The 21,015-nt window shown below is 68.9% G+C and carries 21 protein-coding genes and 1 tRNA gene; 13 read left to right on the forward strand and 9 right to left on the reverse strand.

The features are described 5' to 3' along the window. Positions 1 to 45 precede the first annotated feature (45 nt). The 6 genes from LPN01_RS00060 (at position 46) to LPN01_RS00085 (ending at position 4,933) form a co-directional block, all read left to right on the forward strand. Entirely contained in the window at positions 46 to 702 is a 657-nt protein-coding gene (locus LPN01_RS00060; RefSeq protein ID WP_262826323.1) for a GntR family transcriptional regulator, read from the forward strand. Between the two features lie 106 nt (positions 703 to 808). After that, complete coding sequence (locus LPN01_RS00065) at positions 809 to 1,384, forward strand: SRPBCC family protein (protein ID WP_262826324.1); 576 nt, start codon at positions 809 to 811, stop codon at positions 1,382 to 1,384. Next, on the forward strand, positions 1,381 to 2,568 hold the full coding sequence (locus tag LPN01_RS00070; protein WP_262826325.1) for a zinc-dependent alcohol dehydrogenase: 1,188 nt from the start codon (positions 1,381 to 1,383) through the stop codon (positions 2,566 to 2,568). The genes LPN01_RS00065 and LPN01_RS00070 overlap by 4 nt, the downstream gene beginning before the upstream one ends. 21 nt (positions 2,569 to 2,589) lie before the next feature. Then, positions 2,590 to 3,375: an SDR family NAD(P)-dependent oxidoreductase gene (locus LPN01_RS00075; protein WP_262826326.1), complete on the forward strand. Its 786-nt coding sequence runs from the start codon at positions 2,590 to 2,592 to the stop codon at positions 3,373 to 3,375. Between the two features lie 125 nt (positions 3,376 to 3,500). Further along, a tRNA-Gly gene (locus tag LPN01_RS00080) sits at positions 3,501 to 3,574 on the forward strand. Between the two features lie 84 nt (positions 3,575 to 3,658). Next, positions 3,659 to 4,933, forward strand: coding sequence for a methyltransferase family protein (locus tag LPN01_RS00085; protein WP_262826327.1), 1,275 nt, complete (start codon positions 3,659 to 3,661; stop codon positions 4,931 to 4,933). A gap of 4 nt (positions 4,934 to 4,937) precedes the next feature. Here the strand turns inward: LPN01_RS00085 and LPN01_RS00090 are convergent, their stop codons facing one another. The 4 genes from LPN01_RS00090 to purM are packed head-to-tail and all read right to left on the reverse strand — an operon-like array spanning position 4,938 to position 7,581. Then, positions 4,938 to 5,534 (reverse strand): hypothetical protein, encoded by a 597-nt coding sequence (locus tag LPN01_RS00090; protein WP_262826328.1) that lies wholly within the window; start codon positions 5,532 to 5,534, stop codon positions 4,938 to 4,940. Then, the gene (locus LPN01_RS00095) at positions 5,531 to 5,905 is read right to left on the reverse strand and encodes an MmcQ/YjbR family DNA-binding protein (protein ID WP_262826329.1); all 375 of its coding nucleotides are present in this window, start codon (positions 5,903 to 5,905) and stop codon (positions 5,531 to 5,533) included. The genes LPN01_RS00090 and LPN01_RS00095 overlap by 4 nt, the downstream gene beginning before the upstream one ends. Continuing rightward, on the reverse strand, positions 5,902 to 6,447 hold the full coding sequence (gene purN / locus LPN01_RS00100) for a phosphoribosylglycinamide formyltransferase (protein ID WP_262826330.1): 546 nt from the start codon (positions 6,445 to 6,447) through the stop codon (positions 5,902 to 5,904). The genes LPN01_RS00095 and purN overlap by 4 nt, the downstream gene beginning before the upstream one ends. A gap of 21 nt (positions 6,448 to 6,468) precedes the next feature. Then, entirely contained in the window at positions 6,469 to 7,581 is a 1,113-nt protein-coding gene (gene purM / locus LPN01_RS00105) for a phosphoribosylformylglycinamidine cyclo-ligase (RefSeq protein ID WP_262826331.1), read from the reverse strand. Between the two features lie 131 nt (positions 7,582 to 7,712). Here purM and LPN01_RS00110 point away from each other — a divergent pair, with 131 nt between their 5' ends. The 4 genes from LPN01_RS00110 (at position 7,713) to LPN01_RS00125 (ending at position 13,388) form a co-directional block, all read left to right on the forward strand. Beyond that, positions 7,713 to 8,966, forward strand: coding sequence for a heavy-metal-associated domain-containing protein (locus tag LPN01_RS00110; protein WP_262826332.1), 1,254 nt, complete (start codon positions 7,713 to 7,715; stop codon positions 8,964 to 8,966). Positions 8,967 to 8,969: 3 nt separating this feature from the next. Then, complete coding sequence (locus tag LPN01_RS00115) at positions 8,970 to 9,602, forward strand: HdaA/DnaA family protein (protein WP_262826333.1); 633 nt, start codon at positions 8,970 to 8,972, stop codon at positions 9,600 to 9,602. Positions 9,603 to 9,604: 2 nt separating this feature from the next. After that, complete coding sequence (locus tag LPN01_RS00120) at positions 9,605 to 11,770, forward strand: RNA degradosome polyphosphate kinase (protein WP_262826334.1); 2,166 nt, start codon at positions 9,605 to 9,607, stop codon at positions 11,768 to 11,770. A 157-nt stretch (positions 11,771 to 11,927) separates the two neighbouring features. Further along, positions 11,928 to 13,388, forward strand: coding sequence for a Ppx/GppA family phosphatase (locus LPN01_RS00125; protein ID WP_262826335.1), 1,461 nt, complete (start codon positions 11,928 to 11,930; stop codon positions 13,386 to 13,388). A 5-nt stretch (positions 13,389 to 13,393) separates the two neighbouring features. Here LPN01_RS00125 and LPN01_RS00130 read toward each other — a convergent pair whose 3' ends face one another. Together LPN01_RS00130 and rnd are read right to left on the reverse strand one after the other, a co-directional pair. Next, complete coding sequence (locus LPN01_RS00130) at positions 13,394 to 13,684, reverse strand: I78 family peptidase inhibitor (protein ID WP_262826336.1); 291 nt, start codon at positions 13,682 to 13,684, stop codon at positions 13,394 to 13,396. After that, entirely contained in the window at positions 13,681 to 14,856 is a 1,176-nt protein-coding gene (rnd, locus tag LPN01_RS00135; RefSeq protein ID WP_262826337.1) for a ribonuclease D, read from the reverse strand. Before rnd ends, LPN01_RS00130 begins: the two co-directional genes overlap by 4 nt. A 100-nt stretch (positions 14,857 to 14,956) precedes the next feature. Between rnd and aspS the strand changes: the two genes are divergently transcribed. Next, positions 14,957 to 16,777: an aspartate--tRNA ligase gene (gene aspS, locus LPN01_RS00140; protein WP_262826338.1), complete on the forward strand. Its 1,821-nt coding sequence runs from the start codon at positions 14,957 to 14,959 to the stop codon at positions 16,775 to 16,777. A gap of 81 nt (positions 16,778 to 16,858) precedes the next feature. Continuing rightward, positions 16,859 to 17,632 carry a polyphosphate kinase 2 family protein gene (locus tag LPN01_RS00145; protein WP_262826339.1) on the forward strand — a complete coding sequence of 258 codons (774 nt, stop codon included), beginning with the start codon at positions 16,859 to 16,861 and terminating at the stop codon, positions 17,630 to 17,632. A gap of 4 nt (positions 17,633 to 17,636) precedes the next feature. On the opposite strand, the gene LPN01_RS00150 is transcribed toward LPN01_RS00145, so the two are convergent. Genes LPN01_RS00150 through LPN01_RS00160 form a run of 3 tightly spaced genes read right to left on the reverse strand, consistent with a single transcriptional unit; the run spans position 17,637 to position 19,970 of the window. Further along, entirely contained in the window at positions 17,637 to 19,010 is a 1,374-nt protein-coding gene (locus tag LPN01_RS00150) for a glutamate--cysteine ligase (protein WP_262826340.1), read from the reverse strand. Positions 19,011 to 19,038: 28 nt separating this feature from the next. Next, a complete protein-coding gene (locus LPN01_RS00155) occupies positions 19,039 to 19,797 on the reverse strand; it encodes a 16S rRNA (uracil(1498)-N(3))-methyltransferase (RefSeq protein ID WP_262826341.1) in 759 nt (252 codons plus the stop codon). Then, positions 19,794 to 19,970: a hypothetical protein gene (locus tag LPN01_RS00160; RefSeq protein WP_262826342.1), complete on the reverse strand. Its 177-nt coding sequence runs from the start codon at positions 19,968 to 19,970 to the stop codon at positions 19,794 to 19,796. Before LPN01_RS00160 ends, LPN01_RS00155 begins: the two co-directional genes overlap by 4 nt. A 101-nt stretch (positions 19,971 to 20,071) precedes the next feature. On the opposite strand from LPN01_RS00160, the gene ubiA reads away from it, so the two are divergent. Then, on the forward strand, positions 20,072 to 20,983 hold the full coding sequence (gene ubiA / locus LPN01_RS00165) for a 4-hydroxybenzoate octaprenyltransferase (RefSeq protein WP_262826343.1): 912 nt from the start codon (positions 20,072 to 20,074) through the stop codon (positions 20,981 to 20,983). Positions 20,984 to 21,015 lie beyond the last annotated feature (32 nt).

The following is a 21,015-nucleotide window of genomic DNA, read 5'->3' on the forward strand; positions in this document are numbered from 1 at the left end:
GAACGCGTTGATCTGCGTACCGATTCCGTTCTGGAGATAATGCCGATGAGCAGCATCGTTGTCCGCACGCTGTCCGAACGGGTGTTCGAGATCGTGCGCGAACAGATCGTCATCGGACGGCTGGGGACCGACGCACCGATCCGTCAGGATGCGCTCGCCGCCGAACTGGGGGTCAGCAAGATCCCCCTGCGCGAGGCGCTCGCCCGGCTGGAACAGGAAGGCTTGCTGGTCAGCCAGGCCAACCGCGGCTATTTCGTCCAGCCGATGTCCGCCGCGCAGGCGGAGGAAATCTACGCGCTGCGGCTGCTCATCGAACCGGCCGCCGCGGCGCATGGGGCGATCGTCGCCGACGACGCCGCCCGCGCCGCGACGCTGTCGGCGTTCGAACGGCTCGATACCGCGACGCAGGGCGACCTTGCCACGGTGGCGGTCCACAACCGGCATTTCCACACCGCGCTGGTCCGTGCCGGCGGGCGCCTGCTGACCACGCAGCTCGTCGAACGGCTGTCGATCCTGTCGGAACGCTACGCCGTCGCGCATCTCCAGCCGGCGGGTCGCGAATCGCGTGCGCACCGCGAGCACCGCGGTCTGCTCGATGCGTGGATGGCGCGCGACGCGGCAGCGCTGGAAAGGCTGCTGGCGCAGCATATCGGCGCGACGCTCGACGACCTGAAGCAGCAGTTCGCCGCGGACCACGGCTGATGCCGTCGGGCAGGGCGATCAGACTAACATATTGAAGATGCGGGCGTAACGACTGGAACGGCGGGCGCCGTGCACGGGTTGGGTGGTTTCTCGAAGGGACACCATCATGACGCAACCCGATGACGACGCGCCGGCGGCCACGGCCAAGCGGGGCGATTCCGCCGCCGCCGTGACGGCGGGGCTGGTCGACGGCCACGGTTCGTCCGCGGTGGGACGATCGGTCACGATCAACCGCTCGCCGGCCGATCTCTACCGCTATTTCCGAGACTTCGCGAACCTGCCGAGCTTCATGGAGAACATCGCCTCGATCGTCGTGACGGATGACGTGCGCTCGCATTGGGTGGTGAAGGCGCCCGCGGGCGCCACCGTCGAATGGGACGCCCGGGTGACCGAGGACGAGCCCGATCGCCTGATCGCGTGGACGACGGAGCCCGGCGCGGACGTGCCCAATTCCGGCCGGATCGAATTCCGTCCCGCCGGGGATCGCGGCACCGTCGTGACCGCCACGATCGCCTACGATCCCCCCGCCGGCATCGTCGGCAAGGTGATCGCCAAGCTGTTCCAGCGCGAGCCCGCGATCCAGGCGCGCCGCGACCTGCGCCGCTTCAAACAGCTGATGGAAACCGGCGAGGTCGCCACACCGGCGATGAATCCCAAGCAATTCGAGGAGATGGGGCTGTGAAAGCACTCGCCTGGCACGGCAAGCACGACGTACGCATCGACAACGTCCCCGATCCCGAGATCGTCAATCCGCGCGACTGCATCATCAAGGTGACGTCGACCGCGATCTGCGGTTCCGACCTGCACCTGTACGACGGCTACATCCCGACGATGCAGAAGGGCGACATCCTGGGCCATGAATTCATGGGCGAGGTGATCGAGGTGGGTGCGAAATCGACGCTCAAGAAGGGGCAGCGCGTGGTCGTGCCGTTCACGATCGCGTGCGGCAGCTGCTATCATTGCGGCAAGCATCAATATTCCGCCTGTCCCAACGGCCTGCCCGCCGACAATCAGGACATCGCGCAGGAATTGTACGGTCACGAGATGTCGGGCCTGTTCGGCTACAGCCATATGACCGGCGGCTATGCCGGCGGCCAGGCCGAATATGTCCGAGTGCCGTTCAGCGACGTCGGGCCGATCGTGATCCCCGACGGCGTTCCCGACGACAAGGTGCTGTTCCTGTCCGACATCCTGCCGACCGGCTGGCAGGCGGCGGAATATGCCCAGATCGAGCCCGGCGACACGGTGGCGGTCTGGGGCTGCGGCCCGGTCGGGCTGTTCGCGGTGCAGTCGGCGTTCCTGATGGGGGCCGAGCGGGTGATCGCGATCGATCATTTCCCGCACCGGCTGGAGCTCGCGAAGCGCTTCGGCGCGGAGACGATCAACTTCGAGGAAAGCGCGACTTACGAAGCGCTGATGGAGATGACCGGTGGCATCGGTCCCGACGCGGTGATCGATGCGGTCGGGCTGGAGGCGCACGGCCTGTTCGTCGACAACGTCATCGACCAGATCAAGGCGTCGACCTTCCTCGGCACCGATCGGCCGCATTCGATCCGCCAGGCGATCATCGCCTGTCGCAAGGGCGGCCGCGTGTCGATGCCGGCGGTCTACGGCGGCTTCGTCGACAAGTTTCCGCTCGGCGCCTTCATGGAAAAGGGGCTGACGCTGAAGACCGGCCAGACCCACGTCCAGCATTACATGCCCGCGCTGCTCAACGCGATCATGGAGGACAAGATCGACACCGAATTCCTCATCTCGCACCGCATGCCGCTCGAACAGGCGCCCAAGGGGTATGAGATGTTCAAGAACAACCAGAACGAAGTGACCAAGGTCGTGCTGAAACCCGGCATGACCACGGCCGCCTGACCCCTTTTCGGAAGAGACATCATGGCTGACAAATTCGCGATCATCACCGGCGCCTCGACCGGTATCGGCTTCGAACTCGCAACGCTCGCGGCGAAGAACGGCTACGACATCCTCGTCGTCGCCGACGAAGCGCTCATCAATGCCGCCGCGAACGACTTCGAGCAATTCGGGACGCACGTGACCGCTGTGGAGGCGGACCTGTCGACGATCGACGGCGTCGACGCGCTGCTCGCGGCGGCGGGTGGACGCCAGATCGACCTCCTCTGCGCCAACGCCGGTCACGGGCTGGGGCACGCCTTCCTCGACCAGGACGTGCAGGCGTGGCGCGGCGTCGTCGACACCAACATCACCGGCACCGCCTATCTGCTCCAGAAGGTGCTGAAGCCGATGGTGGCGCGCAACGCGGGCCGGGTGCTGGTGACCGGATCGATCGCCGGCTACATCCCCGGCAGCTTCCAGGCGGTCTACAACGGCACCAAGGCGTTCGTGGACAGCTTCGTCGCGGCGCTCCAGAACGAGATCAAGAAGGCCGACGGCGTGACGCTGACCAACCTGATGCCGGGGCCGGTCGACACCGAATTCTTCGCGCGCGGCGACATGCTCGACACCGAGGTCGGCAGCAACCCCAACAAGAGCGACCCGGCCGACGTCGCCAGGGACGGCTGGGATGCGGTCATGGCCGGCAAGGCGTCGGTCGTCTCGGGCTGGAAGAACAAAATCCAGTCTGCGGTCGCGAACATCACGCCCAACGCGGTGCTCGCCGAACAGCATCGCAAGATGGCGGAACCGGGCACGGCCAAGTCCTGATCGGGCGTGCGCGGTGGCGGGGGCCGATCCCGCGCCACCGCGTCGTTCGACGAAAGCGCCTTGACCCCCGGCGGCGAGCGACGATATGCGCTGTCCCGCCGGCGGCGCCATCGTCGCGGCGTCATGCGGGTATAGCACAATGGTAGTGCAGCAGCCTTCCAAGCTGAATACACGGGTTCGATTCCCGTTACCCGCTCCATTCTCCCTTCCGGCTTGATCCGCGCGCGACGGCGCCGCGGCATGGTTCACGACTTGCTTACCGTTGCCGGACTAGGGGTCGGGGATGTATCACGACACAAGGCTCGCCGTGCCGACCGGCGTCGAACGGCGGCCGCCATCGGCCGTCAGCGCCGGCGTGGGCCTCGCCGGACTCGCGGGACTGGGTCTGTGGATCGTCGCCGCGGTCTCGCTGGGCATGGATGGTCCCTATGCCGCGCTCGTCGGGCTGTTGGCGTGCGGGGTGCCGATGGTGGGCTGGTCGCTTATGGTCGACGCGGTGCATCGGAACCCGGGCACCGGGATCGACTGGCACGCCCCGCGGCCCGCCGCCCAAACGCGCGACACCAGCCTCACGAAGCTCGCGGGCCTGTATGCGACATGGTGCGGCATCGCCTGCGTATACGGGATCGGGCGGTTCTACTGGGACGGCAATTTCGCCTTCGCCATGTGGTGCTTCGGCTGGGCGATGCCGGTCGTGGCCATCGTCGCGGTGCCCTATGTGCTGTGGCTCGACCGCTATCTGGTCGCGCCGCGAGACGGCGCGTGGCACGTCGGCGCGTGGCTGACCGGGCAGGAGGGCGTCGACCCCGCCGTGCTCCAGAGCCATGCGCGCAGCTGGGCGGTGAAGGCGTTCTTCCTCGCGTTCATGCTCGCCGTCGTGCCGGGCAACTTCGCCGGGTTCGTCCGCACCGACCTCGCGACGCTGCGCGATCCGGTGGGGCTGGTGCAATGGCTGATCGCGCTGATGTTCGTGATCGACGTCGCCTTCGCGACGGTCGGCTATGTGCTGACGCTGCGGCCGCTTGACGCGCACATCCGCAGCGCCAATCCGTTCGCCGCGGCCTGGACCGCCGCGCTGATGTGCTATCCGCCGTTCATCCTGATGGAGGCGGGCGGGCCGCTCGACTATCATCCCGGGACGCAGGACTGGACCGCGTGGTTTGCCGGCCACCCGTGGCTGCTCGGCCTGTGGGGGGCGATGCTGGTCGGGCTGACCGCGATCTACGCCAGCGCGACCGTGGCATTCGGGCTGCGCTTTTCGAACCTGACGAACCGCGGCATCCTGACCCACGGCCCCTATGCCTGGTCGCGGCATCCCGCCTATCTGTCCAAGAACCTGTTCTGGTGGCTGTCGACGCTGCCGGTTCTGACGACGGGCAATATCGTCGATGCGGTGCGCGCGACCGCCTTGATGGCAGTGGTCAGCGGCATTTATTACTGGCGGGCAGGGACGGAGGAGCGGCACCTCGCGCTCGATCCCGCCTATCGCGCCTACAGCGACTGGATGGCCCGCCGCGGCGCGATCCCGCGTCTGCTGCGCTGGATGGTCGCGTCCTAGTCCGTCAGGCTGCGGGCCGGTCGCGCCGCCACAGCGCATCGATCCGCGCCTGATTGCCGCCGGTTTCGCGCAGGCGCAGGTCGAGCAGCTCGACCTTGCGCCCCTTGAGCCACTGGCCCCTGGTTTGCCAGACAATGTCGTAGATCGCCTGCCGCGTCGTCGGCTGGTCGTCGGTGAAATAGGTGTAGCGGATCAGCACGGGCAGCCGGCCGGTCCGTTCGTCGGCGCCGCCGTCGGTCGCCTTGCGCAGCGCGGCGTCGAATGCGTCCGCGTCGATCGTCTGCGTCACCGAATCCTGCGGCGATACGCCGAGCGCGGTGGGGAAGGTCACGCGGATGTCGCCGAGCGGATGGGCTTCCTCGCGCGCCAGCACGATCGACCGCCGATCCTTCGCCGGGGTGCCGCGCAGCACGAAGCGCGTCCGGTCGCGGCTCGCGCTCGCCTGTTCGACCTGCCGTGCGGCGACCGCCTCGCGACGGTCCTGCCAGTTGCTGTAGAGCGTCAGCGCGGCGATGACGACGCCGGCGACCGCGACCACTTCGGCGAGCGTGATCCACCGCCGGCGCGTCTGCGCCTGATCGGACGTCTCGTTGCCGCTCATCGCCCGCCCGCCTCGAGCAGCCGGTCGGGCGCGGCAAGTTCCCAGCTGCGCGCGATCCGATCCTCGACCAGCGCCCAGTCGGGGTCGCCCGCGAGCGATACGCCGACCCACCCCGACGGCCCGAGATAGGCCGGCCGGCTATAGGTGTCCGGTGCCGCCTCGATCAGCATCGCCTGTTCGTCGGCGCCGCTGGTCCGCACGCAGACGACCGACAGGCCGTCGCCGTGATGGTCCTCGCGCACCTGCGCGAACTGGCGGTCCGCGACGAAGAAGGTCGGCTGGCCATGGCTCGGCCGCTCCTCCACCTCGGGCAGCAACAGGGCGATGGCGCGAACGCGTGCGAGGGCGTCGGAGGGGGCGGTATCGGTCATCGGCTGACGAACTCCTTGAGGATCCGGGGGTACAGGCGATGCTCCGCCGCCAGTACCCGGGCGGCCAGCGTATCGGGCGTGTCGTCGGGCAGCACCGGCACCTCGGCCTGCCCGAGCAGCGCACCCGCATCCAGCTCCTCGGTCACGACGTGCACCGAGCAGCCCGCCACCCGGTCCCCGGCGTGAATCGCGCGCGCATGCGTGTCGAGCCCCTTGTACAGCGGGAGCAGCGAGGGGTGGATGTTGACGATTTGGTCCCGCCAGCGTGCGACGAAATCGTCGGACAGCAGCCGCATGTAACCGGCGAGCGCGATCACCGTGCACCCCGCCGCGCGCAGTGCCGCATCGACCTCCGCCTCATAGGCCGCCTTGCCGATCCCCTTCGGCGACAGCGCGAAGGTCGCGATGCCGCGGTCCCGCGCCCAGGCGAGGCCGGGTGCATCGGGCCGGTCGGATGCGACGAGCGCCACCGGGATACCCGCCTCGACCAGTGCCATCATGTTCGATCCGCGCCCGGAGATCAGGATGCCGACCGTCTTCATGCCGCGGTATCCGCCTGCACCTCAGCCATGGTCGTGCGTCGCGGTCCAGTTGGCGCGCGCGCTCCACGTCTCGGTCGAGCCGCGCGCCGTGCAGCCGCGCGTGCCCGCCTCGACCCGGCCGATGGTATGAACGGTTTCGCCCGCCGCGGTCAGCGCCGCGGCGACGCCATCGGCCTCGTGCTCCGCGACGACCAGCGCCATGCCGATGCCGCAGTTGAACGTCCGCGCCATCTCCTCGGGCTCGATCGCCCCCTGCGCCTGCAGGAACGCCATCAGACGCGACTGTTCCCAGGCATCGGCATCCACCGTCGCATGCGCGCCGTCGGGCAGCACGCGCGGGATGTTTTCGAGCAGTCCGCCGCCGGTGATGTGCGCCAGCCCCTTGATCCGCCGCTCGCGCAGCAACGGCAGCAGGCTGGCGACGTAGATCCGCGTCGGTGCCATCAGAATGTCGATCAGCAGCCGGTCCGCGTCGAACAGCGCCGGGCGGTCGAGCCTCCACCCTCGGTCCGCGGCGAGGCGCCGGACCAGCGAGAAACCGTTGGAATGCACGCCCGACGACGCGAGGCCGAGGATCACGTCGCCCGCCGCGATGTCGCGGCCGGTCACCACGCGGTCGCGCTCAACCGCCCCGACGCAGAAGCCGGCGAGGTCGTAGTCGCCATCGGCATACATGCCCGGCATCTCCGCCGTCTCGCCGCCGATCAGCGCGCAGCCCGCCTGCCGGCACCCCTCCGCGATCGAGGCGACGACGCGCTCGGCGACGGCCGCGTCGAGCTTGGCGGTCGCGTAATAATCCAGGAAGAACAACGGCTCGGCGCCCTGTACGACCAAGTCGTTGGCGCACATCGCGACCAGGTCGACACCGACGCCGTCGTGCCGGTCCCAGTCGATCGCGAGCTTCAGCTTGGTGCCGACGCCATCGTTCGCCGCGACCAGCAGGGGATCGACGAACCCGGCCGCCTTCAGGTCGAACATGCCGCCGAAGCCCCCGAGTTCGGCATCCGCACCCGGCCGCCGCGTCGCCCGCGCCAGCGGCCCGATCGCGCGGACCAGCGCGTTGCCCGCGGCGATCGACACGCCGGCATCGGCATAGGTGTAGGACTGGTCGGCGGGGGTGGGCGCATTGCTCATGCGGCCAGCCTGCTACGGTTTGCGGAGGGGACTGGCAATGGGGTCCACGACGACCTCGCGACGCCGCGACGCGGGTGCGTGCACACATCCCGCTTGGCTTCGCCCGCCCTCTTCGTCAAAAGGCGCGGTCTATGCGCATCCGTTCCCTCATCCCGACGCTCGGCGGCGCGATCCTGTTGGTCGCCGCCGGCGCCTATGCGCAGATCGAGGGCGGCCGCGGCGCGGCGCCCGTCGACAGCTCGGGCGATTTCGAGGTGAGCGGCGTCGCGGTCGACGTCGCGGCAAAGACGGCCGACGCCGCCCGGCTCGGCGGCTGGCGGCTGGCGCAGCGCAAGGCCTGGGTGCAGCTGTCGCGCCGGCTGGGGGCGGGCGGGGCGCTCGTCTCGGACGGTACGCTCGACCAGATGGTGTCGGGGATCGTCGTCGAGAACGAACAGATCGGCCCGTCGCGCTACATCGCGCGGCTCGGCGTGCTGTTCGACCGTGGACGCGCCGCATCGGTTCTGGGGATCAGCGCCTATTCCGACCGGTCGCGCCCGATGCTGCTCGTGCCGCTTCAGATTTCCGCAGGCGTCGGCACGGTCTTCGAACAGCGCAACGACTGGCAGGAGGCGTGGGCCCGCTTCCGCACCGGCAACAGCGCGATCGATTACGTGCGCCCGTCGGGAACCGGCGCCGATTCGCTCCTGCTCAACGCCGGCCAGATCGGCCGGCCGGGGCGTGGCTGGTGGCGGACGATCATCGACCAATATGGTGCGTCCGACATCCTGATCCCGGTGGTGCGGCTGTATCGCAGCTATCCCGGCGGTCCGGTGATCGGCGTGTTCCAGGCGCGCCACGGCCCCGACAACGCGCTGATCGGCAGCTTCACGTTGCGCGTCGGCAGCGCCGCGGGCCTGCCGCGCCTGCTCGATACCGGCGTGGTGCGGATGGACGGACTGTTCCAGCAGGCGTTGCGCGGCGGGGCGCTGGGCCTCGATCCGACGCTGTCGCCGCCGCCCGAGCCCGAACCGGTGATCGATCCCGACGCGATCGACGACGCGGCGAGCGGCGAGACGCTGGCCGAGATCGTCGGCGATACCGGCGTCGCGGGCACGGGCATCGCGATCACGCTGCAATACGACACGCCCGGCGCCACCGCGGTCGCCAATACCGAGGGGCTGGTCCGCGGCATCGCCGGGGTGCGCGCCGCGAGCACCACCAGCCTGGCGCTCGGCGGCCTGTCGCTGATGCGCGTCACCTATGACGGCGATCCGGAAGCGCTGCGCAAGGCATTGGAGTTGCGTGGCTATCAGGTGACGGGATCGGGCCAGACGCTGCGCATCCGGCGCGCGCCGCAATTGCTGCCGACCAATCTGCCGGCCGACGCCAATCCGCCGGGCTGACGCATGACCAATCAGCTCGCACTGCCGCTCGGGTGGCCGGCGGACCCGAAGGACGATGCCTTCCTCGTGACCAATTCCAACCTGCGCGCCGCGCAGGCGCTGGAGCATTGGGCGACGTGGCCGGTGATGGCCGCGGTGCTGACCGGGCCGCGCAAATCGGGGCGCAGCCTGCTCGCGCGGATCTTTGCGGCGAAGAGCCACGGCAGCATCATCGACGATGCCGAGACGGTGCCGGAGGTGCAGATCTTCCACGCCTGGAACCAGGCGCAGGCGGAGCGGCGCCCGCTGGTGATCGTCGCCGACGCGGTGCCGCCGATCTGGGGCGTGCGCCTGCCCGACTTGCGCTCGCGCCTTGCCGCCAGCCCGCATGCGGCGATCGGGGCGCCCGACGACGAACTGATCGCGGTGTTGCTCGATCACCTGTTCCAGCGACGCGGCCTCGACGCGCGGCCCGACCTGATCGCCTGGCTCAGCACGCGGATCGAACGCAGCCACATCGTCGTCCAGCGCGTCGTCGATGCCCTCGACCAAGAGGTGCTGGAAAGCCGCAAGCGCCTGTCGATCCCGCTCGCGCGCACCGTTTTGACCGCGGCAGGGATCGTCACGCAACCGCAACCGTTGCTGCCTATGACCTGATTATGACACGCCCAGCCCATCTTTCGCATTTGTCGGCGGCCGACGACGATCCCTTCGTTCCGGAGGTCAACGACCGCTATTTCAACCGCGAACTGTCGTGGCTGGCGTTCAACCGGCGGGTGCTGGAGGAAGCGTGCAATGCCGCGCATCCCTTGCTCGAGCGGCTGCGGTTCCTGTCGATCTCGGGCAGCAACCTCGACGAATTCTTCATGGTGCGCGTCGCCGGGCTGAAGGGCCAGCAGATGAAGGACGTCGACCGGCGTTCGTCCGACGGGCTGACGCCGGGGCAGCAGCTGGCCGCGATCACCGCGGAAGCCGACGCGCTGATGGCGAGGCAGCAGGCGGTGTGGGGCGACCTGCGCACCCTGCTCGACGAGGCGGGGCTGCACGTCCTGCGCCGCGACGAGGTGGATGCCGAAGCCGCGGTGTGGCTCGAAACGCATTTCCGCGAACAGATCTTCCCGATCCTGACCCCGCAGGCGCTCGACCCGGCGCATCCCTTTCCGTTCATCCCCAACAAGGGGCTGTCGGTGATGTTCGACGTCGTCCGCGATTCGGACGGCGAGCCGGTGCGCGAGCTGGTGATGATCCCGGCAAGCGCGCCGCGCTTCGTCCGGCTGCCCAGCGAGCCGGCCCGCTACGTCTCGATCGAGGCGCTGCTGAAGCGGTTCGCGCCGGTCCTGTTCCCCGGCTACACGCTGGTCGGCGCCGCGGCATTCCGGGTGCTGCGCGACAGCGACATCGAGATCGACGAGGAGGCGGAGGACCTCGTCCGCTACTTCGCCAATGCGATCAAGCGCCGGCGCCGCGGCCGGGTGATCCGGCTGGAGCTGGAGACGGGGATGCCCGATGCGCTGGCGGAGGTGCTGCGCGAGGAACTGGGCGGCGCCGACGCGACGATCACGGAAAGCGGCAACCTGCTCAGCATCGGCGATCTGGATGCGGTGATCGACGAGGATCGCCCCGATCTCAAGTTCCTGCCGTTCGTGCCGCGCTTTCCCGAACGCATCCGCGAATTCGGCGGCGACTGCTTTGCGGCAATCCGCGCCAAGGACATCGTCGTCCACCATCCCTATGAGACGTTCGACGTCGTCCTCGCCTTCCTGAAGCAGGCCGCGCAGGATCCGGACGTCATCGCGATCAAGCAGACCCTGTACCGCGCCGGCAAGCAGCCCGCGGTTATCAACGCGCTGATCGCCGCGGCGGAGGCGGGCAAGTCGGTGACGGCGGTAGTCGAGCTGCGCGCCCGCTTCGACGAGGAACAGAACATCCTGTGGGCGAGCGCACTGGAGCGCGCCGGGGTGCAGGTCGTCTACGGCTTCCTCGAATGGAAGACGCATGCGAAGGTGTCGATGGTCGTCCGCCGCGAAGGGGGGCAGTTCCGCACCTATTGCCACTTCGGCACCGGCAATTATCACCCGGTCACCGCGCGTATCTATACCGACCTGTCGTTCTTTACCGCCGATCCGCGCATGGGCCGCGACGCGGCGCAGATGTTCAACTACGTCACCGGGTATGTCGAACCCACCGACATCACCAAGCTCAGCCTGTCGCCGCGCGACCTTCGCCGGACGCTGCTGGAGCTGATCGACGTCGAGATCGCGAACGCGCGTGCCGGGCGCGCGGGCGCGGTCTGGGCCAAGATGAACAGCCTCGTCGACCCGGCGATCATCGACAAATTGTACGAGGCAAGTGGTGCGGGGGTAGAGATCGAGCTCGTCATCCGCGGCATCTGCTGCCTGCGACCCGGCGTGCCGGGCATGTCGGAGAATATCCGCGTCAAGTCGATCGTCGGGCGCTTTCTGGAACACAGCCGCATCTTCTGCTTCGGCAACGGCGCCGCGCTGCCCAACGACGGCGCGCGCGTCTTCATCTCCTCCGCCGACTGGATGCCGCGCAACTTCGACCGGCGCGTCGAATATATGCTGCCGATCGAGAACCCGACAGTCCACGACCAGATCTTGGACCAGGTGATGGTCGCCAACCTGATCGACAGCGAACAGAGCTGGGAACTGGAGCCCGACGGCCGCTACGTCCGCGACCACCCCGGCGACAAGCCGTTCAACCTCCACCGCTATTTCATGACCAACCCGTCGCTGTCGGGACGCGGCGCGGCATCCGCAGAACGCCGCGCGGTGCCGACGCTGGCGTTGCGGCGGCGGCGATAGCGGGTTGTTGCGGGGGGCGGGAGGGGCCACAACGCGGCGATGACCGCCGCCCCGATTCCACGCCCCGTCACCCGGGCTTGACCATGTCCATCGTCCCTGGCCGGCCGTCGATACTCCCCCCTGCGCCTGTCGCGGCCGCCGCGGCAAGCGTTCCATCATGAGCGACTTTCCGCGCACCGGCATCATCGACATCGGCTCCAATTCGGTCCGGCTGGTCGTCTATCAGGGTCATCCCCGCATCCCCGTGACGCTGTTCAACGAAAAGGTCATGGCCGGACTGGGCCGCAGCCTCGCCGCGACCGGGGCGATCGATTCGGACAGCATGGCGCTGGCGGTCGGCGCGCTGCGCCGCTTCGCCGCGGTCGCGCGCGAGATGGAGGCCACCGTCCGCACCGTCGCCACCGCGGCGGTGCGCGATGCCAGCAACGGCCACCGGCTGATCGAGGCGGCACGCGACCTGGGCCTCGTCGTCGAGGTGCTGACCGGGGAGCAGGAGGCGACGGCATCGGGCATGGGCGTTCTGTCGGCAATTCCCGATGCCGACGGCATCGTCGGCGACCTGGGCGGCGGCAGCCTCGAGCTCGTGCGCGTGGTCGCGGGGACGGTGACCGACCGCATCTCGTTCCCGCTCGGCGTGCTGCGCATCGCGGGGCTGCGCCAGCGACGCGGCCCCGGCTTCGACCGCCACGTCACCCGGCTGATCCGCGACGCGGGCTGGGCGGGGCGGGGGCGGGGGCTGCCGCTCTACATGGTGGGCGGATCGTGGCGCGCGCTCGCCCGGCTCGACATGAGCCTGACGCATTATCCGTTGCCGATCATCCACGGCTATGCGCTGGCGCCGGAAACGGTCGGTCGGCTGGGGCGCAGCATCGCGCATCTGTCGAAACAGCGGTTGCGCACGGTGCCGGGCATGTCGTCGGCGCGCGCGGGTCAGCTGGGCGATGCCACCGCGCTGCTATCGGTGGTGATGCGCGAGCTGGGCTCGACCAGTGCGATCGCGTCGAGTTCCGGGCTGCGCGAGGGGCTGCTCTATGCCGCGCTCGACACGCCCGCGCGCGCGCTCGATCCCCTGATCGTCGCCACGCGAGAGGAGGGGCGGCTGCTCGGCCGCTTCCCCGAACATGGCGACCTGCTCGCCGCATGGGTCGCGCCGCTGTTCGCGGACAGCGCGCCGCACCTTGCGCGCATCCTTCAGGCGGCCTGCCAGCTTGCCGACACCGGCTGGCGCGCAAACCCCGAATTTCGCGACGAACGCGGCTTCGAGATCGCGCTGCATGGCAATTGGGTCGCGATCGACGCGGCGGAGCGGGCGATGCTGGCGCAGGCGCTGCACACCAGCCTCGGCGGCAGCGCGACGCCGCATCCGCTGCTGAGCGGCCTCGCCAATGCGGGCCAGATCCAGCTCGCGATCCTGTGGGGCCTCGCGATCCGGCTGGGCCAGCGGTTCAGCGGCGGCCTCGCCGGTCCGCTGCAGCGCGCCAGCCTCGCGGTGACGCCGCGCGACGTGGTCCTGCGCCTCGATCCGGGCGATGCGGCGCTCTACGCGGAGACGGTCGAGCGCCGGCATGCGGCGCTGGCCCTGGCGCTCAGGCGCAAGGCGGTCGTGATCGTCGGGTAGGGGCGTCAGCCGCAGCGCAGCCCCTCGACCTGCTTGAGGTCGTCGAGCAGGATGTTGAGCCGATCGGGCCGGAAATCCATCGTCGCCGCATCACCCGGATTGAGGACGCGCGAGGTCGCCGCCTGCGCCTGGCGCTCGATATCCGTGCGCAGCCGCTCGTGGAACTTGACCCCGACGAAGCGCATGCGCAGCCGTTCGTCGACGACGCAGGGTCCGCGCGGCGGCGCCGGCCGCTCGGCCATCGTCGTGCATCCCGCCGCCAGCACCGGCAACAGCATCGCCCAGGTCCGGATCATCCCTCGTCCTCCGTCCGCGTCATCTTCAGCTTGCCGCCCTTGACCGCGAAGGCCAGCCGTCCCTCGACCAGATCGACCGCATCGCGCCCGAACTGGTCGAATCGCCAGCCCTCCAGCATCGGCAGCCCGGTGCGCACACCGGCGGCCAGCGCCTCCAGCTCGTCGGACCGCGCCAGCAGCTTCGATGCGACGTCGATGTCGCGCGAGCGGATCTTGAGCAGCAGCTTGAGCAGGTCCGCCACCAGCGACCCGTCCTTGCCGAGGCCCGGCTTGCGATCGTCGCGCGGCGGCAATTCGTCGGCGGAGAGCGGCGCGGCGGCGTCGAGCGCCGCCATCAACCGCGCGCCGATCTCGTTCGACGCCCAGGTCGCGGAGAGGCCGCGGACCTTGGCGAGGTCGGCCTGCTTGCGCGGCGGATGGCCGGCAAGGTCGCCCAGCGTTTCGTCCTTGACGATACGCCCGCGGGGCAGGTCCTTGCCCTGCGCCTCCAGCTCGCGCCAGCGGGCGAGCGCCTTCAGCCGGCCGAGCACGTCGGGCTTGCGGCCCGAGACGCGGACGCGCTTCCACGCCTGATCGGGATCGTTGGCGTAATTGGCGGGATCGGCGAGCCGCTCCATCTCCTGGTCCAGCCAGACGCCGCGGCCGGTCTTGCGCAGCCGCTCCAGCATCTTGGGGAAGATCGCGGCGAGGTGCGTCACGTCGCCGATCGCATATTCGATCTGGCGCGCATCGAGCGGGCGGCGCGCCCAGTCGGTAAAGCGGGCGCCCTTGTCGACCTGGATCCCGAGCCAGCTGTCGACGAGGTTCGAATAGCCGATCTGTTCGCCCTGGCCGAGCGCCATCGCCGCGACCTGCGTATCGAACAGCGGATGCGGCGTCTTGCCGGTCAGGTTGTAGATGATCTCGATATCCTGCCCGCCGGCATGGACGACCTTCAGCACCTCCTGATTCGTAGTCAGCAGATCGAGCAGCGGCGTCATGTCGAGTCCCGGCGCCATCGGGTCGATCGCCGCCGCCTCGTTCACGTCGGCGATCTGGATCAGGCATAATTCGGGGTAATAGGTGCTCTCGCGCATGAATTCGGTATCGACGGTGATGAAGTCGGCGTCGGCGAGGCGGGCACACAGATTGGCGAGGGTCGCGCTGTCTGTAATCAACGGGTGGATATGCATCGCCTGTCCATAGCCACAGCCGCGCGGGTTGACAAAGAGGGGATGGGGAGGGAAGCGCCGGCCCATCATACAGCCCGCATCTTGCCGGAAGAAAACGACCATGCACGCCTATCGTACCCACACCTGCGCCGCGCTCGCCGCGAGCAACGTCGGCGACACCGTCCGCCTTTCGGGCTGGGTGCATCGCAAGCGCGACCATGGCGGCGTGCTGTTCGTCGATCTGCGCGACCATTACGGGATCACCCAGATCGTCGCCAAGGCGGGGACCGAGACGATGGAGCTGCTCGAGCGGCTGCGCGTCGAATCGGTCGTCACGGTGACGGGCGAGGTCGTGTCGCGGGGCCCCGAGGCGACCAACCCGAACCTGCCCACCGGCGAGATCGAGGTCGTGGCGGATACGATCACGGTCCAGAGCCATGCGCAGGAACTGCCGATGCCGGTCGCCGGCGACGCGGAATATCCCGAGGATATCCGCCTGCGCTATCGCTTCCTCGACCTGCGTCGCGAGCGGCTGCACCAGAACGTCATGCTGCGGTCCAGGGTCATCTCCTCGATCCGCAACCGCATGGTCGGGCAGGGCTTCACCGAATTCCAGACGCCGATCCTGACCGCGTCGAGCCCCGAGGGCGCGCGCGACTATCTCGTCCCCAGCCGCGTCCATCCGGGCAAGTTCTATGCGCTGCCGCAGGCGCCGCAGATGTTCAAGCAGCTGCTGATGGTCGCCGGTTTCGACCGCTATTTCCAGATCGCGCCGTGCTTCCGCGACGAGGACGCGCGCGCCGACCGCAGCCCGGGCGAATTCTACCAGCTCGATTTCGAGATGAGCTACGTCACGCAGGACGACGTGTTCCAGGCGATCGAGCCCGTCCTGCACGGTGTGTTCGAGGAATTCGCCGACTGGCAGGGCAAGGGCCGCACCGTCAGCGCGCTGCCGTTCAAGCGCATCCCCTATCGCGAATCGATGCTGAAGTATGGCAACGACAAGCCGGACCTGCGCAACCCGATTCTTATCAGCGACGTCAGCGAGCATTTCGTCGGCTCGGGGTTCGGCCGCTTCGCCTCGATCGTCGAGGGTGGCGACGTCGTCCGCGCGATCCCGGCCCCGGGGACGGCGGACCGGAGCCGCAAGTTCTTCGACGACATGAACGGCTGGGCGCAGTCCGAAGGGTTCGCGGGCCTTGGCTATGCGACCCGCAAGGGCGGCGAATGGGGCGGCCCGATCGCCAAGAACCATGGCGAGGACAAGATGTCCGCGATGGCCGATGCGCTCGGCCTCGGTCCCGACGACGGGCTGTTCTTCGCCGCGGGCAAGGAAGCGCAGGCGGCCAAGCTCGCCGGGCTCGCGCGGACGCGCGTCGGCGAGACGCTGGGCCTGATCGACCAGAGCCGCTTCGAATTCTGCTGGATCGTCGATTTCCCGATGTTCGAATATGACGAGGACGCGAAGAAGGTCGACTTCAGCCACAACCCCTTCTCTATGCCGCAGGGCGAGATGGCGGCGCTGGAGACGATGGATCCGCTCGACATCCTCGCCTATCAGTATGACATCGTCTGCAACGGCATCGAGCTGTCGTCGGGCGCGATCCGGAACCACCGTGCGGAGATCATGTACAAGGCGTTCGAGATCGCCGGCTATACGCAGGCGGACGTCGATACGAACTTCGCCGGGATGATAAACGCCTTCAAGTTCGGGGCGCCGCCGCATGGCGGTTCGGCGCCGGGCATCGACCGCATCGTCATGCTGCTGGCCGACGAACCCAACATCCGCGAGGTCATCGTCTTCCCGATGACGCAGAAGGCGGAGGATCTGATGATGGGCGCACCCAATTTCGCGACGCCCAAGCAGCTGAAGGAGCTGAACCTGCGCGTCGCGCCGCAGGCCGGCGATACCGGCAAGACGGTGACCTCGACCGGCGGATGATCCGCCGGCGGGTTTGCCTCGGCCGGCCCTGCACCATCGGGCCGGCTGGCGCGTTCAGGCCGGACCGATGAGGAGCCCGCGATGATCCAGCTTGCCGAATATGAGAAGACCAGGCCCTACAAGGGCCATTACAAGCGGGATCTCGCCGCCTTGCAGGCGCGGCTGGAACGCATCCTCGTCGCCCATATCGTCCACGGGCGCCGCGCGGTCGTGATGCTGGAAGGCTGGGACGCCGCGGGCAAGGGCGGCATCATCCAGCGACTGACCGCGGACTGGGACCCCCGCCATTTCGAGGTTTACCCGATCTCCGCCCCGACCGCGGTGGAGAAGGCGCACGACTTCCTCTGGCGGTTCCGGACCCGCCTGCCGCAGCCGGGCAACATCACCGTGTTCGATCGCAGCTGGTACGGCCGCGTGCTCGTCGAGCGCGTCGAGGGCTATGCGAACGAGGACGAATGGCGGCGCGCCTACGACGAGATCAATGCCTTCGAGGCGGAGACGATGGAACAGGGCGTCACGCTGGTGAAGCTGTTCGTCCACGTCTCGCAGGCCGAGCAGGACAAGCGGCTGGAGGACCGGCTCGACGATCCGTGGAAGCACTGGAAGACCGGGCTCGACGATTATCGCAACCGCGCGCGCCGGGCGGACTATCTGGAGGCGATGCACGACATGTTCGCGCGGACCGACACCGGCGGCGCGCCGTGGACCGTCGTCAACGGCAACGACAAGAAGGCGGCGCGCATCCACGCGCTGACCGCGGTGGCCGACGCGCTGGAGGCGCGCGTCGACATGACCCCGCCGTCGCTCGATCCGGAACTGAAGCGGGTCGCACGGACGGCGCTGGGGCTGGACTAGGCGGTCAGAAGCTCGCCTCGTCGTAGACGCGGCTGAGGTCGCCCGCCCATGGCCCGTGGTAGCGGTCGAGCAGCACCTGCGCGGGCACCTTGCCCGACCGGACAACCTCGCGCAGCGGATCGAGGAAGCCGGTTTCGTTGTCGCCCGCGAAATTGCCGCGGGCGCGGGCGGCGAGGCCCGCGTGGGCGATGTCGAGCACCGCGCCGGCGATGTCGCGCAGGCGGCCGCCGCCCGGGAGCGGCGCATCGAGCGCGAGCTTCGGGACCGCATCGCGCAGCGTCTGGCGATCCTCCAGGCTCCAGTCCTTGACGAGGTCCCATGCCGCATCGAGCGCGCCGTCGTCGTAGAGCAGCCCGACCCAGAAGGCGGGCAGCGCGCAGATCTTGTTCCATGGCCCGCCATCGGCGCCGCGCATCTCGAGGAAGGTCTTGAGCCGCACTTCGGGGAAGGCGGTGGACAGATGGTCGGTCCAGTCGTCGAGCGTCGGCTTCTCGCCCGGCAGGACGGACAATTCGCCCTTCAGGAAGTCGCGGAAGCTGAGGCCGGCGGCATCGATGTAGCGCCCGTCCCGGTAGACGAAGTACATCGGCACATCGAGCATGTAGTCGGCATAGCGTTCGTAGCCGAAGCCGTCCTCGAACACGAACGGCAGCATGCCGGTGCGCGCGGGGTCGGTGTCCGACCAGATATGGCTGCGATACGACAGGAAGCCGTTGGGCCTGCCCTCGGTAAACGGGGAATTGGCGAACAAGGCGGTCGCCAGCGGTTGCAGGGCCAGCCCGACGCGGAACTTCTTCACCATGTCCGCCTCCGACGCATAGTCGAGGTTGACCTGGATCGTGCAGGTGCGCAGCATCATGTCGAGGCCCATGCTGCCGACGCGCGGCATGTGGCGCAGCATGATCGCATAGCGGCCCTTGGGCATGATCGGCAATTCGGCGCGCGCCTTGTCGGGCCACATGCCCAGCCCGAGAAAGCCGATGCCGAGCTTTTCGCCCGCGGCCTTCACCTGTTCCAGATGCCGCCCGGTTTCGGCACAGGTCTGGTGCAGGTTGTCGAGCGGCGCGCCCGACAGTTCGAACTGGCCGGCCGGTTCCAGGCTGACGCTGCCGTCCGCACCATTCAGCGCGATCAGGTTTCCGTTTTCTTCAACGGGTTGCCAGCCGTATTGCTGAAGTTCCATCAACAGCGCGCGGATGCCGCCGGGCTCGTCCCAGCTCGGTGCAGCGTGATCGCTGGTCCGGTAGACGAATTTCTCGTGCTCGGTACCGATCCGCCAGCGATCGCGGGGCTTTTCGCCGCGCGCGAAGCTGGCGATCAGCTGGTCGCGCGACTCGATGATGGGGGAGCGCGCGGCGCTCTCGGTCTTGGTCGTCATGGTCGCGCCCTTACGCTGCGATGAACGGTCACGCCAGCCGGCTTTCCTGCCAGTCGCCCGCCGCCGCCATCCATAGCGAAACCGCTGCCGCAGCAGCCGTATCCGCGCGCAGGATGCGCGGCCCGAGACCGATGCCGACCGACTGCGGCAGCGCCCGGATCGCGTCGCGTTCGTCGGGAGTGAACCCGCCCTCCGGCCCGATCAGGATCGCGGCGGGGCCGGATCGCGCACGCATCGCGTCGAGTGCGGGCAGGCCGCCGGTCTCGTCGGCGAAGAACAGCACCCGGTCCGCCGGCCAGTCGCGCAGCAACGCGGCCAGCTTCACCGCCTCGGCGAGCGCGGGCAGTGCGGTGCGGTCGCATTGCTCCGCCGCCTCGATCATGTGGCTGCGCAGCCGGTCGGACTTGACCCGGTCGACGACGGTACGCTGCGTGACGACCGGCACCAGCCGGTCGACACCCAACTCGCACGCCTTTTCGGCGAGCCAGTCGACGCGCCCCTTCTTCAGCGGCGCGGCGCACAGCCAGAGGTCGGGCACCGGCTCGCGCGGTCGTAGACATGTCGACACGTCGACGACGAGGTCGCGCTTGCCGACCTGTGCCGCGATGGCGAGCCATTCGCCGGTCGCATCGTCGAACAGCTTGACCGGATCGCCCGGCGCGATCCGCATGACCGACACGAGATAATGCGCGGCCGGGCCGTCGATCCGCAGCGGACCGGCACCGAGCGTCTGCTCGACGAACAGCCGAGGCGTCGACTGCGGCGGCCAGGCGGGGGTCGCGGTCATCGGCCCGCCCGCCGGCGCTTCTGCCGCGCCCAGATCTTGCGGGTGACGATCCACGCGAGGAGCGCCGCCGCCGCGACGGCCACGACCGCGACGGTCACCACGCCGGCGACACGCAGGATCGCCCAGAACAAAGCCTCGACGAAGCGGCCCACCGCCACCGACAATCCGATCATGCTCCCGATCCGTCCATCGGGGCGGATTGCCGCAACATAGCGGCGATAGCGAGGCAAAAGGCGGTTGCGCCGACCCGCTTCGGCACGGCAAAGGCGCAGGCATGGCAGCAGAGATCGTCCCCGACAGCGAACATCGCGGCCTAGTCGCCCGCCTGCCGGGTACCGCCCGCGGCCTTGCGTTGCTGGCGCGGTTCGACCGGCCGATCGGCTGGTGGCTGCTGTTCTGGCCGGGGGCCTGGGCGATCGCGCTCGCCGGCGGCGCCTTCGACCGCTGGCCGCTGCTGCTCTGGTTCCTGGCGGGCAGCATCGCGATGCGCGGCGCGGGCTGCGTCTACAACGACATCGTCGATCGCGATCTCGACGCGCAGGTCGCGCGCACGCGGGCGCGGCCGATCCCCAGCGGCCTCGTGTCGATCCGGCTGGCGTGGATCTGGCTGATCGGCCTGTGCCTCGTCGGCCTCGCCGTGCTCGTCCAGCTCAACCTGCGCGCGGCGATCGTCGCGCTCGCCAGCCTCGCGCCCGTCGCCGCCTATCCGTTCATGAAACGGATCACCTGGTGGCCGCAGGCGTGGCTGGGGCTGGTCTTTTCGTGGGCGGCGCTGGTCGGGTGGACCGCGGTGGCGGACGCATTGCCGATGGCGATGTGGCTGCTGTACGCGGGCTGCATCGCCTGGGTGATCGGCTACGACACGATCTACGCCCTGCAGGATCGCGAGGACGACGCGCTGATCGGCGTGCGCTCCTCGGCGTTGCGGATGGGACGGCACGTCCGCGGCGGCACCGCCGTCTTTTACACGCTCGCCCTCGTGCTGTGGGGGGCCGCCGTCTGGGAGGTGCGGCCGGATCGGCTCGCGCTGGCGGCGCTGCTGCCGGTCGCGCTGCACCTCGCATGGCAGGTGGCGACGCTGGTCCCCGACGACGGCGGCAATGCGCTCGCCCGCTTCCGTAGCAACCGTTTTGCCGGGATGCTGATGTTCCTCGCCTGCGTCGTCGTCGGTACGGGCGCCGGGTGATCCGCCTCTAGCATCGCCGGCGGCCTGCCCCT

Origin of the sequence: Sphingomonas sp. A2-49 (assembly GCF_025548555.1) — a bacterium.
Taxonomy (GTDB): domain Bacteria; phylum Pseudomonadota; class Alphaproteobacteria; order Sphingomonadales; family Sphingomonadaceae; genus Sphingomonas.